12 protein-coding genes are annotated in these 12,965 nt (G+C 76.5%); 3 read left to right on the top strand and 9 right to left on the bottom strand.

Annotation, left to right across the window (positions count from 1 at the left end; genetic code table 11):
- Positions 1 to 3: 3 nt before the first annotated feature.
- The 3 genes from BMY88_RS09590 to BMY88_RS09580 form a co-directional block, all read right to left on the bottom strand.
- On the bottom strand, positions 4 to 1,044 hold the full coding sequence (locus BMY88_RS09590) for a hypothetical protein (protein WP_091942533.1): 1,041 nt from the start codon (positions 1,042 to 1,044) through the stop codon (positions 4 to 6).
- Positions 1,045 to 1,262: 218 nt separating this feature from the next.
- Entirely contained in the window at positions 1,263 to 1,901 is a 639-nt protein-coding gene (locus tag BMY88_RS09585) for a hypothetical protein (protein ID WP_091942531.1), read from the bottom strand.
- Positions 1,902 to 2,089: 188 nt separating this feature from the next.
- Positions 2,090 to 2,626: a MarR family winged helix-turn-helix transcriptional regulator gene (locus BMY88_RS09580; RefSeq protein WP_211435580.1), complete on the bottom strand. Its 537-nt coding sequence runs from the start codon at positions 2,624 to 2,626 to the stop codon at positions 2,090 to 2,092.
- 91 nt (positions 2,627 to 2,717) lie between these two features.
- Here BMY88_RS09580 and BMY88_RS09575 point away from each other — a divergent pair, with 91 nt between their 5' ends.
- The 3 genes from BMY88_RS09575 (at position 2,718) to BMY88_RS09565 (ending at position 5,428) form a co-directional block, all read left to right on the top strand.
- On the top strand, positions 2,718 to 3,296 hold the full coding sequence (locus BMY88_RS09575; protein WP_091942529.1) for an NADPH-dependent F420 reductase: 579 nt from the start codon (positions 2,718 to 2,720) through the stop codon (positions 3,294 to 3,296).
- Between the two features lie 43 nt (positions 3,297 to 3,339).
- Positions 3,340 to 4,251, top strand: coding sequence for a dioxygenase family protein (locus BMY88_RS09570; RefSeq protein WP_091942527.1), 912 nt, complete (start codon positions 3,340 to 3,342; stop codon positions 4,249 to 4,251).
- 103 nt (positions 4,252 to 4,354) lie between these two features.
- Positions 4,355 to 5,428, top strand: coding sequence for an App1 family protein phosphatidate phosphatase (locus tag BMY88_RS09565; RefSeq protein WP_091942525.1), 1,074 nt, complete (start codon positions 4,355 to 4,357; stop codon positions 5,426 to 5,428).
- On the opposite strand, the gene BMY88_RS09560 is transcribed toward BMY88_RS09565, so the two are convergent.
- The 6 genes from BMY88_RS09560 to BMY88_RS09535 all read right to left on the bottom strand — a co-directional run bounded on the left by BMY88_RS09560 (position 5,404) and on the right by BMY88_RS09535 (position 12,964).
- Positions 5,404 to 6,219 (bottom strand): GAF and ANTAR domain-containing protein, encoded by an 816-nt coding sequence (locus tag BMY88_RS09560; protein ID WP_091942523.1) that lies wholly within the window; start codon positions 6,217 to 6,219, stop codon positions 5,404 to 5,406. The two genes, BMY88_RS09565 and BMY88_RS09560, sit on opposite strands and share 25 nt — an antisense overlap.
- Positions 6,220 to 6,897: 678 nt before the next feature.
- A complete protein-coding gene (locus BMY88_RS09555) occupies positions 6,898 to 8,130 on the bottom strand; it encodes a vWA domain-containing protein (RefSeq protein ID WP_170861035.1) in 1,233 nt (410 codons plus the stop codon).
- Positions 8,123 to 9,001 carry an AAA family ATPase gene (locus BMY88_RS09550; RefSeq protein ID WP_244524561.1) on the bottom strand — a complete coding sequence of 293 codons (879 nt, stop codon included), beginning with the start codon at positions 8,999 to 9,001 and terminating at the stop codon, positions 8,123 to 8,125. Before BMY88_RS09550 ends, BMY88_RS09555 begins: the two co-directional genes overlap by 8 nt.
- Before the next feature lie 75 nt (positions 9,002 to 9,076).
- The gene (locus tag BMY88_RS09545; RefSeq protein ID WP_091942521.1) at positions 9,077 to 9,988 is read right to left on the bottom strand and encodes an XdhC family protein; all 912 of its coding nucleotides are present in this window, start codon (positions 9,986 to 9,988) and stop codon (positions 9,077 to 9,079) included.
- Positions 9,989 to 10,073: 85 nt separating this feature from the next.
- Positions 10,074 to 12,488 carry an aerobic carbon-monoxide dehydrogenase large subunit gene (locus tag BMY88_RS09540; protein ID WP_091942519.1) on the bottom strand — a complete coding sequence of 805 codons (2,415 nt, stop codon included), beginning with the start codon at positions 12,486 to 12,488 and terminating at the stop codon, positions 10,074 to 10,076.
- Positions 12,485 to 12,964, bottom strand: coding sequence for a (2Fe-2S)-binding protein (locus tag BMY88_RS09535; protein ID WP_211435579.1), 480 nt, complete (start codon positions 12,962 to 12,964; stop codon positions 12,485 to 12,487). Before BMY88_RS09535 ends, BMY88_RS09540 begins: the two co-directional genes overlap by 4 nt.
- Between the last annotated feature and the right edge of the window lies 1 nt (position 12,965).

Raw genomic sequence — 12,965 nt, 5'->3', positions numbered from 1 at the left:
GGATCAGCCGCCGTCTCCGGACGTGCAGGAGCCGGCGACCACCGGCGGGGACGCGGCGACCGCGGGAGCGCCGGTGACGGCGGAGACCGCGACGGCGCGCGCGGCCGGGAGCTGGACGACGCCGATGGCCGCGACGCGGTCGGCCTGGGGCGGCACGGAGACCGTCCCCCCGGGCGCGGAGGTCACGGCGCCCGTGCAGCGGTCGACCACGTGGTAGGTCCAGGTGACGGTCTGCGGCTCGCCGCCCGGGACGACCCGCACCAGCAGGCGCAGGGTGCAGGGGGCCTCGGGCGCGCACTCCGCGAGCGGGCGCAGGTCGAGCCCGGTCACCGCGCCCGCCGCCGGCGGGCCGGGGGTCGGCAGCGGCGGCTCCTCCGGCCCCTGGTCGCGATCGGGGTCCGCACCGCTGCGCCCGGCGTCCATCAGCAGGTCGATGTCGGCGGCGATGTCGTCGCGCAGGAAGGCGACCTCCAGGGTGACCACCCCGGCCAGGACCAGCAGCGACAGCACCCAGGCCCCGATCCGCCGTCCGGCCGAGCCCGCCGCCGGCGCGTCCCCGCCCGGGAGGGGACGCGTGGCCGGCCGCGCAGCCGCGACCCGAGCCGCTCCCCCGCCGGAGCCGAGGACCGGGGCGACCGCGCGGACCAGGACCCCGATCTCGGCGCGGACCGCCGGCCGGTCGATCTCCGCGGCCGCCGCCTGCACCCGCTGCGCCACCCCGGGGAGGCCGGCGGTCGGCAGCTCGTCGACCGCCCGCTCGAGCTCGGCCTGGAGCGGGTCGGCGTCCGCGGCGGGCTCGGGGAGACGCGCGGCCGCCAGGACGCCCGCGAGGACGGCGCCCGCGGCCGCTCCCGCCGACCTGTCACCGGCCGCGAGGAGCACCCCGCCGTCGCCGGTGACCACGACCCGGCCGGCGATCCGGTCCTCGTCCCCCGCGCGCTCGGGAACCGGCTGCCGCAGCAGGAGGCCGAGCACGCCGGCGCTGACCTCGAGCGCCTGCGCCGGGGTCAACCGGGCCAGCGCGAGCAGGCGGGTGAGCTCCACGCGCGGGAGATCGGAGGGGGCGACGTCCTCCGGCGGCGGTCCGGCCGGCCGGGGCGGCTGCTCCGGTTCGGGGCGTCCGCCCCCCGGCCGCGTCGTCAGGTGCGTCACCGACCACCACCCCCCGCCCGACCGACTCTGACCGGGGCTTCCGCCCGCGAGGAGGTCCGATGCTGGCCCGGTCCGGGCCGGGTGTCACGGGGTTCGCTCGTGACACTCCGTCAGGACGGCGCGACACGCACGAAATGGCCGTCGTCGAGGCGCCAGCGGACGGTCAGCGGGACCGTCGGACCGCCGGCGTGGGTGTCCTCCGGCCCGTACGCGGACATGGCCGCCACGAGTTCGCCGTCGGTGATCGCGAGCCCCTCGGCGTCGTACACCGGCGGGAGCTCCCCCGGGTCCCGCAGCGTCCGTGGGCTGGGCAGGGCGCCGAGCGGCCGGCCGGTGTGCGCGTACGCGTGCACCTCCTGGACGACGCCGTTGGACGGCTGCGGCGAGCACTCCAGCAGGACCACGGTGTCGGGCGCCGCGTCGCCGTCGAGGTCGCCGTCGGCCGTGCCCGCGACCCGGACGTCGTAGTGCTCGTAGTACGGCGGCCGGGTGGCGTCGGCGGGCACCCGCGCGACCCCGCCCTGGACGGTCGCGCGCAGGCCGCCGGGGACCAGGCCGTCGCAGGTGAGCGTGTAGGTGGTCTCGAGCCAGTCGGCCGCGGCGGTCGTGGCCGCCGACGACGGAGTCGACGAGGCGCCGGCCGCGTCACCGCCGTCGTCCCCGGTGGCGCACCCGGCCAGCAGCACGCCGGCCAGGACCGCGGCGCGGCCGGTCGGCAGCGGCCTCCTGCCGCGCTGAGACACCGACATCGGCGCTCACCTCGCCCGCCGCTCGCGGGACGGAGGATCCTTCGTCCCACCGGAGAGCCTGCCAGCGCACAGGCGGAGCGGGCCGGTCCCCCGTGCCCCGCCGGGGTGCCCGGGCGAGCCCTCCCCGGGGCGACCGGTCCGGTTGCGGAGCGTGACCGGCCGGTGGCCCGATCGACGCGCGCGCGGGCTCAGCCGCCGGTGGGCGGCGCCGTGGAGCCGGTGGGGGCGTCCGGGACCCCGTCGTAGCGGGTGTAGGTCGCGGCCATCGACCCGGTCGGGTCCAGCCGGGCGAGGAGGGCGTCGGTGATCGCTGCGAGCTGGTCGACCTGCTCGTCGGTGAGCGCGTCGAGCACGTGCTCCCGCACGGTGACGACGTGCCCGGGAGCCGCCTCCCGGACCTTCCGCCACCCCGCCTCGGTGAGGCCCGCGTTCGTCGCCCGGCGGTCCTCCGGGCACGGACGGCGCTCCAGCAGGCCCCGGGACTCCAGCCGGCTGACCACGTGCGAGAGCCGGGGCAGCGTCGCGTTGGTCTGCCGGCCGAGCTCGCTCATCCGCAGCGTCCCGCTGGGCGCCTCGGACAGCATCGCGAGCACGTAGTACTCGAACTCGGTGAGGTCGGCATCGCGGCGGAGCTGGCTGTCGAGCACCCCCGGCAGCAGCTCGAGCACGCCGCGCAACCGGATCCAGGCGCGCAGTTCACGGCCGTCGAGCCAGGGGGTGGCCACGGTCACATTCTCCTCGGAATAGTTGTAGCGACAACTTTGCTGCCCATGATGACAGGCACCGCACCGCAGCACCCCGAGAAGGAGCACCGACATGGCGCACGTGAGCATCATCGGCACCGGCAACATGGGACAGGCCATCGGCGACGTCGTCCGCGCCGGCGGCAGCACCGTCCAGGCCCTCGGCTCCGCCGACTCCGGCACGCCGGTCTCCGGCGAGGTCGTCGTCCTCGCCGTCCCCTATCCCGCGCTGGCCGAGATCGTGGCCGAGCGCGGCCCGCAGCTGGCCGGCAAGGTCGTCGTCGACATCACCAACCCGCTGGACTTCTCGACCTTCGACTCCCTGGTCGTCCCGGCAGACGGCTCCGCGACCGCCGAGCTCGCCGCCGCGCTGCCGGGGTCGCGCGTCGTGAAGGCGTTCAACACCACCTTCGCCGCCACCCTCGCCGCCGGCACCGTCGGCGGGCAGCAGCCGACCACCGTGCTCGTCGCCGGGGACGACGCCGCCGCCAAGGAGCTGCTGGCCGGGATCGTCACCGCCGGCGGCCTGCGCGCCGTCGACGCCGGCCCCCTGCGCCGCGCCCGCGAGCTGGAGGCCGTCGGCTTCCTGCAGCTGACGCTGGCCGCCGCCGAGAAGGTCGGCTGGACCGCCGGGTTCGCCGTCGTGGCCTGAGCGCCGCAGCGACCGACCGCCCACGCATCCACGAGGAGTCCGCATGACCACCACCGCTCCCGCGCCGACCGCCGTCGCCGACGCCCGCATCCCGGCGGACCATCCGTTCGCCGCGCACCTGCGGCGGGTCGCCGCCCTGGAGGCGCAGGACCCGCACCGGGCCTGGACGCCGGACGACGGGCCGCTGCCCAGCCTCTACCTCTCCCACGGCGGCGGGCCGATGCCCTTCGGCGACCCCGAATGGCTCGACCCGCTGCACGGCTGGGCCCGTGCCCTCCCCCGGCCGCGGGCGGTGCTGGTCGTCTCCGCGCACTGGGAGTCCGCACCGCTGGCGCTCAGCGCGGCCCGGCCGAGCGAGCTGGTCTACGACTTCGGCGGCTTCGACCCGCTGTACCACTCGTTCCGCTACGACACCCCCGACCCCGGTGACCTCGGGCGTCAGGTGGCCGCGCTCCTGCCCGATCCGGTGCCGGTGCACCAGCACGCCCGGCGCGGCCTGGACCACGGCGCCTGGGTGCCGCTGAAGATCATGTACCCGGCCGCCGACGTCCCCGTGCTGCAGCTGAGCCTGCCGACCGAGGATCCGGAGCAGCTGCTGGCCCTCGGCGCGCGGCTGCGGCCGCTGCGGGAGTCCGGCGTGCTCGTCGTCGGCTCCGGCCACATGACCCACGGCCTGCCCTTCCTCACCCGGGAGATGTTCCGCGAGAACCGGGTGCCGGGCTGGTCGGCCGACTTCGACGCGTGGGCGGCCGACGCGCTGGCCCGCGGCGACGTCGCCGAGCTCGCCCGCTTCCGGACCGCCGCCCCGGGCATGCCCTACGCGCACCCGACGGTGGAGCACTTCACCCCGCTGTTCGTCGCCCTCGGCGCGGCCACCGACCCGGCCGCGCCGGTCACCACGACGATGACCGGCTACGGCGTCGGGCTCTCGCGGCGCTCCTTCCAGGCCGCCTGACGGTTCGTCGTCGCCACCCGGGCGGGGCTCCGCCGACCCGGCGGCGTCCGGGCGGGGTCGGTACGGTCGGGTCGGCTCGTCGCCCGTCCGGACGGAGGTGCCGGTGTCCGAGCAACGCAGCGCCCCCGCGTCCCGGTCGGCGCGGCTGGTCGTGGTGGCCTACCGCGCCAAGACCCGCCTCGACCGCGCGCTCTCCGCCCGCGCCCGCGACCGGGGCTGGACCGTCACCGCCCTCGGCTATCCGGGCTACGCGGCACAGGGGTCCGCCCGGGTGCGCGGGCGGGTCCTGCTCGCACCGGCGGGCACCGATCCGAACGCCCGCCGGGACCTCCCCGGCTGGCGGCGGCTGCTGACGCTGGAGCAGCCGCACGGCGAGCTCGACGTCAGCCTCGGGGGGACGCGGGTGCGCGCGCGGGCCGACGAGGCGGGCCTGATCGACGTCGCCGTGCCCGTCGACCTCGCGCCCGGGGCGGCGACCGCCCTGCTGCACGTGGAGGGCCGCCCCCCGGTGCCGGCGCCGGTCCACGTGGCCGCGCCCGACGCGAGCCTCGGCGTCGTCTGCGACATCGACGACACCGTGTGGATCACCGGGATCCGGCACCCCCTGCGGGCCGCGTGGCGGACCTTCATCGGCAACGCCTCGACCCGCCGCCCCGTGGCCGGCATGTCGGCGCTGCTGGGCCGGCTCGTCGAGGGGACCCCGCACGCGCCGGTCGTCTACCTCAGCAACGGGCCCTGGAACCTGGCCGGCCCGATCACCGACTTCCTCGAGCGGCAGGGCTTTCCGCCCGGCGCCGTGCTGCTGACCGACTGGGGCATCACCCCGCGCGCCTGGTTCCGCAGCGGCCAGGCGCACAAGCGCGGCTCGCTGGACCGCCTCGCCGCGGAGCTGCCCGGCGTCCGCTGGTACCTGATCGGCGACGACGGCGAGCACGACCCCGAGATCTACCGCGACTTCGCCCGCGCCCACCCCGAGCGCGTCGCCGCCATCGCGCTGCGCACCGTGGCCCCCGTCGGGACGGCCGCGCCGGCCACCGAGGAGCGGGTGGGTCCGGTTCCCGTCGTCCGGGCGGGGGACGGCCGCGCGCTCGCCGCCCGGCTGCGGGAGATGGGTGCGCTGTCGATCGCCGGCGCGGGGAGCGCGCCGGAAGGTCACGACGGGCGACGCACCTCGTAGGACGCGGCCGCCCGCTGCAGCGTGGCCGCCTCGACCCGGCCGCCGACGATGGCCCGGGCGATCGTGGTCAGTGGCTGACCGCTGCGCCGGGCGTGGGTGCGCATGAGGGCGAACGCCACCTCCACGGTGGTGCCGGCCTGCGCCGACAGGACGCCCTTGGCCTGCTCGACGAGGACCCGGCTGTGCAGGGCGGCCTGCAGTTGCTCGGAGAGCGCGACCTGGTCGCGGGTGGCGCGCCCGTGCAGCAGGCCGATGGTGGCGACGTCGGCGAGGCCCTGGACGACGGCGAGATGGTCCTCGCGGAGCCGTCGCTCCCCGACCGTGAACAGGCCCAGGGCGCCGATGACCTGCCGGCGCAGCCGCAGGGGCACCGCGTGGGAGGTGCCGAACCCGACGTCACGGGCGGCCCGGGTGAACGCCGGCCAGCGGTCGCCGGCCGTGGCCAGGTCGATGTTGGGGATGACCTCGCCCGTGGCGACGGCGTCCAGGCAGGGCCCCTCCCGCTGCTGGAGCTCGACGAGCTCCAGCAGCCGCGCCGACTCGTCGGTGTGGGCGATCAGACGCAGCTGACCGCGCTGGTCGTCGAGCATCAGCCCGGCCGCGTCGGCGTCCACCAGTTCGACACACCGCTCGCTGAGTGTCTGCAGGTGGTCCACGGCGTCGAATTCCTCGACCAGGGTGTCGGCCATCTCGACGAAGACCTGGGCCAGCCGCCACTCGCGGGTCACGACCTCCGCCGTCCGGTCGGCCGCGAACCCGGCGGTCCCCGTGACACGGCCCCCGTCAGCCATGGTCGTCCTCCCCGACACGGACCACCCCACGGAGCACGTCGAGCGCCACGTTCCCGATCGGGCGCCCGTCTGCGTCGGCCCGGACGGCGGTGAGGCCTCCTGCACCGCGGTCGACGTCATGCAGGCTTACGTTGCCGTCGCCGCGGGGCGCCGGTCGCGCCCCGCGGCTCGTCGGCCGTCGGAGCAGCCGTGGACGTGCCCGCGACGGAACCCCCGCGGGGGCCGGAGGACGGCAGGGACACCGGTGGTCGTGCCCGGTCACCCGTGGAGCGGGTGATCCTGCTCGGCACGGCGCACGGCGAGCTGCCGTCGGCGGCCCGGCGAGGCTATTCCGTACCGGCGAGCTGTACACGGGCGCACTCCCCACGAGGATCGGGTCGTCGCGGCCACGAGGCGCCCGAGGCACTCGGATGCCCGGATCGTAGGCCCCGGCGCGGGCGACGCGCAGCGCAGAACCCGGGCGCCCACCGGCTCCCGCGCTCAGGTCCGGGCCGCGCCTCGGGCCGTGAGCGCCCGGACGGCGAGTGACCGGTCCCTCCCGTGGGGGGCTGCGCCGGCCGGTGAGCGCGCCGCGGCCGCGACCGGCTGTTGCCGGCGCCGGAGCACCCCGGGGCGGGGCGAGACAGGGAGGGGTCGTCGCGCGCCGAGCTGCGGGAGAGCCGTCGCGCCGCACCGTGCTCAGGAAGGCAGGACGGAGCGCAGCGCCGGCCGCACCGCCGCCCCCGCCGGAACGGCCGCACCGGCCACCGCGGCCACGACCTCCTCGAGCGCGGCGAGGTCGTGGCCGCTGACGAAGGCGTCGCAGAACGGCAGGGCCGCCGCCATGCCCCCCACCAGGGGGGCGTAGCCGGGGGCGGACCTGCGGGGATTGACCCAGACGATCCGGTGGGCGAGCCGGCGCAGCCGCCCCATCGCCTCGGCGACGGCGTCGGGCTCGTCCAGCGCCCAGCCGTCGGAGAACACCACCACGACCGCCCCGCGCGCCAGGCCGCGGCGGCCGTGGTCGGCGACGAACCGGCCGACCGCCTCGGCCAGCCGGGTTCCCCCCGCCCAGTCCTCCGACGCCGCCCCGGCGCGGGCCAGCGCCAGGTCGGGGTCCCGGACCGCCAGCTGCCGGGTCAGCCGGGTGAGCCGCGTGGCGAAGACGAACGCCTCCGCGCGCGCTCCGGTGACCGCGGCCTGGAGCAGCGTCAGGTAGATCCGCGAGAAGGGCTCCATCGACCCGGACACGTCGCACAGCAGCACCAGCCGGCGCGGCGTCGTCCGGCGGACGGCGTGCACCAGCCGGGCCGGGTCCCCTCCGGTGCGCTGGGCCGCCCGCACGGTGCGACGCAGGTCGAGGGCGTCGCCCGAGCGCCGGGAGGGCCGGCTGCGGCGGCTGCGCCGGGTCGCGGGCCGCAGCACCAGCGCGCGCACCAGCCGGCGGACGTCGGCCACCTCGCCGGGGTCCAGGTCGGCGAAGGAGGTGTGCCGCAGCCGCTCCTCGCGCGAGGCGGCGGCCAGCAGCGCCTCCCGGTCGCCGCCGCCGGCGCCGTCCTCGCCGTCGCCGGCGGACGCGGCCCCCGGGCCGCCCGACCGGGCCGGCCGGGAGTCGGCCGGGCTCGGGCGGGTCCGCGGCTCGCTGCCGACCGCCGGTGGGGCGGTGGTGTCCCCGCGCGCGTCGGCGGGGTCGAGCAGCCCGTCGAACAGCGCGGAGAACACCGCGTCGAACACCGGCAGGTGCGCCCGGTCGGACACCAGCGCGACGCGGCACGTCCAGTACAGCGCGCTCCGGTCGACCGGCGGCACCAGCCGCAGCGCCCGCGCCAGGACCACCGTCCGCTCCGGGGACGTCGGCAGCCCGGCCCGGCGCAGCGCCGTCGTCAGGCCCACCGCCAGCGGGCCCGCACCGACGGCCGGCGGGTCAGCCACCGGCCAGCCAGGCCGCGCCCCGGCTGCCCGCGAGCTGCCGGTCGTCCCGGTTCTTCAGCACCGCCCCCCACGTGCGCTCCACGGCGTCGGCGTCCAGCGCGCCGATCCCGAGCAGGGTCAGGGCCGCGACCCAGTCGATGACCTCGGCGATGCCGGGCGGCTTGACCATGTCCAGCGACCGCAGCCGCCCCACCGCCGCGGCCGCCGACACGGCCAGGGGCTCGGCGCTCCCCGGCACCCGGCGCCGCACGATCTCGGCCACCCGCTCGGGCGGGGGGTAGTCGATCCAGTGGTAGAGGCAGCGCCGGGTCAGCGCGTCGTGCAGGTCCCGGGTGCGGTTGGAGGTCAGGACGGCGACCGGCGGGTGCGCCGCCCGGATCGTGCCGAGCTCCGGCACGGTGACCGCCGCCTCGGCGAGCACCTCGAAGGTGAACGCCTCGAACTCGGCATCCGCGCGGTCGATCTCGTCCAGCAGCAGCACCGCCGGCCGCGGCCCGGGGTGCTCGATGGCCTGCAGCAGCGGCCGCCGCAGCAGGTAGTCGGCCCCGAACAGGTCCTGCTCGGCCAGCGGGGCCCCGGCGGCCTCGGCCAGCCGGATGCCCAGCAGCTGGCGCGGGTGGTTCCACTCGTAGAGCGCCTCGGCGGAGTCGATGCCCTCGAAGCACTGGAGCCGGTGCAGCGGGGTGTCCAGCACCCGAGCCAGCGCCTTGGCCGCCTCGGTCTTGCCGACCCCCGGCTCGCCCTCGAGCAGCAGCGGCTGGGGCAGCCGGACGGCGAGGAACATCGCCGTGGCCAGGCCGGGGTCGGCGAGGTAGCCGACGTCGTCCAGCGCCGCGGTCAGCGCGGCCACATCGGGCACCCGGGCCCGCACGTCCTCCTCGGCCCCCGGCCGCGCCGCCGCCGTCACCTGCGCCGGCCCGCCGCGCCCGGCCCGCGTGCGGTCCGCTCAGGGGGCGGCCGCATACCGGTCCGGGTCCTCGAGGAAGCGGTCGCGGCAGCCCGCGCAGCAGAACCACGTCGTCGTCCCGTCGACCTCGGCGTGCGGGGTGGCGTCGACCGCGGCCACGGTCATCCCGCACACCGGGTCCACCGCCCGTACCGGCGCCGCCTGCTCCGGCGGGCCCGGCCGCTCGGCGGCGTGCCGTTGCGCGGCGCGTCGCTCGGCCACGATCTCGGCGAGCACCGAGAGCGCGATCTCCGCCGCCGTCCGGGCGCCCAGGTCCAGGCCCGCCGGGCTGTGCACCCGGGACCGAAGCTCGTCGGGGACGTCGAGGGCGGCCAGGACCGCCGCGCCGCGGATCCGGCTGGCGACCAGCCCGACGTAGGGCACGCCCAGCCGCAGCGCCGCGGTCAGGGCGGGCTCCTCGCCGCGCCCGTGCGAGGCCACGACCAGTGCCGCGTCCCCCGCCGCCGGCCCGGCGTCCTCCCCGGCCCCCAGCACGGCGTCGAACCCGAGCGGCTCGCCCAGCGTGACCAGCGCCTGCGCGATGGGGCTCTCCCCCACCACGAGCAGCCGGGGAGCCGGTACCCGGGGCTCCAGGAAGATCTCCACCGAGCCGCCGGACAGGCACGGGTTGGCGACGGTCACCGCCCCCTCCTCCGACGTCCGCGGGGGCTGCTCGCCGGGGAGGATCCGCAGCAGCAGCGGCTCCCGGGTCGACAGGGTCATCAGCCCGTACTCGCGCACCGAACTCTCCGCGCAGGTGCCCCCGACGAAGCCGTCGATCCGCCCGTCGGCGCGCACCAGCGCGGTGTCGCCGGCGTGCGCGCTGGCCGGCTTCTGCGCCCGGACGACGGTGGCCTGGACGAACGGCTCGCGGGACCGGGACAGCTCGGCGGCGAGGTCGGCGACGGTCATGGCCTCTCCCGAGGGTTGGCGGTTCGGCCCCGCTGCAGGGGCCCGCCGCGAGCCTGCGAGCGGTGGGGGGCAGCGGGGCCCTTCATCAGACGGGCGGGGTGGGCCGGCCCTGCATGGCCGCCCAGACCCGGGCCGGGGTGCAGGGCATGTCCATGTGCCGGATGCCGAAGGGTGCCAGCGCGTCGACCACCGCGTTGACCACCGCGGGCGGGGAGCCGACGGTCGCGGACTCCCCGATCCCCTTGGCGCCGATCGGGTGGTGCGGCGACGGGGTCACGGTGTAGCCGGTCTCCCAGTCCGGCACCTCGACGGCGGTGGGGATCAGGTAGTCCATGAACGACCCGCCGAGGCAGTTGCCCTGCTCGTCGAAGCCGATGAACTCCATCAGCGCCATGCCGACGCCGTCGGCGAGCCCGCCGTGGATCTGCCCCTCGACGATCATCGGGTTGATCCGGGTGCCGCAGTCGTCGACCGCGACGAACCGGCGCACGTGCACCTTGCCGGTGCCCGGGTCGACGTCCACCACGCAGATGTAGGCGCCGAACGGAAAGGTGAGGTTGGGCGGGTCGTAGGTGACCTCGGCGTCGAGGTTGCCGTCGACGCCCTCGGGCAGCGCGACCGTGCCGTGCGCGCCCAGGGCGATCTCGGCGATGGTCTTCCCGACCGTCGGGTCGCCGGCCACGAACCAGCGCCCCTTCTCCCACTCGAGGTCCTCGGGCCGGGTCTCGAGCATGGCTGCGGCGATCAGCCGCGCCTTGTCCTTGACCTTGCGCGCGGCCAGGGCGACCGCTCCCCCGCTGACCGGGGTGGACCGGCTGCCGTAGGTGCCCAGGCCGAAGGGGGTGTTGTCGGTGTCGCCGTGGACGACGTCGATGTCCTCGGGCGGGATGCCCAGTTCCTCGGCGAGGATCTGCGCGAACGTCGTCTCGTGGCCCTGCCCCTGGGTCTGCACCGACAGCCGGACCACCGCCTTGCCCGTGGGGTGCACGCGCACCTCGGCGCCGTCGGCCATGCCGAGCCCGACGATGTCCATGTGCTTGCGCGGGCCGGCGCCCACGGTCTCGGTGAAGAACGAGACGCCGATGCCCATGAGCTCGCCGCGGTCGCGCCTCTCCGCCTGCTCCCGGCGCAGGTCCGCGTAGCCGATCCGGTCCATGGCCATCCGCATGGCGGGCTCGTAGTCGCCGGAGTCGTACTCCCAGCCGGTCTTGTTCCGGTACGGGAACTGCTCTGGCCGGATGAAGTTCTTCAGCCGGAGCTCCGCCGGGTCCATCGCCAGCTCGGCGGCGAGGACGTCGACCATCCGCTCGACCAGGTAGACGGCCTCGGTGACCCGGAACGAGCAGGCGTAGGCCACGCCGCCGGGGGCCTTGTTCGTGTACACGCCGGTCACCGAGCAGTGCGCGGCCTCGAGGTCGTAGCTGCCGGTGAAGATGGAGAAGAAGCCGGCCGGGTACTTCGTCGGCTGCGCGGTGGCGTTGAAGGCGCCGTGGTCGGCGAGGACCGTGGTGCGGACGGCGAGGATCTTCCCCTCGCGCGTGGCCGCGACCTCCCCGCGCATGATGTAGTCCCGCGCGAACGAGGTGCTCATCAGGTTCTCGGAGCGGTCCTCCACCCACTTCACCGGCCGGCCGGTGACGATCGAGCCGACGACGGCGAGGATGTAGCCGGGGTAGATGCCGACCTTGTTGCCGAAGCCGCCGCCGATGTCGGGCGAGATCACGCGGATCTTGTGCTCGGGGATGCCGGCGACCATCGCGAACAGGGTGCGGTGGGCGTGCGGGGCCTGCGAGGTCTCGTAGAGGGTCAGCCGCCCCTCGACCGGCTCGTAGTCCGCGATGGCCCCGCAGGTCTCCATGGGCGCCGGGTGCACCCGCGGGTAGACGACCTCCTCGCTGACGACGACGTCGGCCCGGGCGAACACCGCGTCGGTCGCGGCCGCGTCGCCGGCCTCCCAGTCGAAGACGTGGTTGTCGGTCTGCCCCTCCTTGTCGTCCCGGATGACCGGGGCGCCGGGGTCCAGGGCGCGGCGGGCGTCGACCACCGGCGGGAGGTCCTCGTACTCGACGTCGATGAGCTCGAGGGCGTCGCGCGCGGCGTAGCGGTCGTCGGCGACGACGAAGGCCACCTCCTGCCCCTGGAAGCGGACCTTGTCGGTGGCCAGGACCGCCTGGACGTCGGCGGAGAGGGTGGGCGCCCAGGCCAGGTTGAGCCCCTCGAGGTCCTTGCCGGTGACGACGGCGCGGACCTTCGGATGGGCCAGCGCCTCGGTGGTGTCGACGGAGACCAGCCGGGCGTGCGCCACCGGCGAGCGCAGGATCGCGCCGTGCAGCATCCCGGGCAGCACGATGTCGTCCAGGTAGCGACCGCGGCCGCGGATGAAGCGGGGGTCCTCCTTGCGCTGGACCCGGCCGTAGCCGATCGGCCGGTCGGGGTCCGAGAGCGCGGGGTTGGGCTCGCGCTCCTGCGGCATCGCGGAGCGGTCCTGCACGGTCGTCATGCCCTCACCTCCTGGTCGCTCGGCGCGGCGGCGGGGTGGGCGGCCGCCCACTGGATGGAGCGCACGATCGTCGCGTAGCCGGTGCAGCGGCAGATCTGCCCGGAGATGGCCTCGCGGATCGTCGTCTCGTCCGGGTGCGGCTGCCGGTCCAGGAGCGCGCGGGCGGTGAGCATCATCCCCGGGGTGCAGAAACCGCACTGCAGCCCGTGCTCCTCCATGAAACCCTGCTGCACCGGGTCGAGCGTGCCGCCGTCGGCCAGCCCCTCGACGGTGCGCACCTCGTGCCCGGCGGTCATGGCGGCCAGCTGGGTGCAGGACTTCACGGGAACGCCGTCGACCAGCACCACGCAGGTGCCGCAGTTGCTGGTGTCGCACCCCCAGTGGGTGCCGGTGAGCCCGAGCGTCTCGCGCAGGAAGTGCACGAGCAGCTGGCGCGGCTCGACGTCGCGGGACACCTCGGTCCCGTTGACGGTCATC

Origin of the sequence: Trujillonella endophytica (genome assembly GCF_900110555.1) — a bacterium.
Lineage (GTDB): Bacteria > Actinomycetota > Actinomycetes > Mycobacteriales > Geodermatophilaceae > Trujillonella > Trujillonella endophytica.
This window is presented reverse-complemented; position numbering and strand designations above follow the sequence as displayed.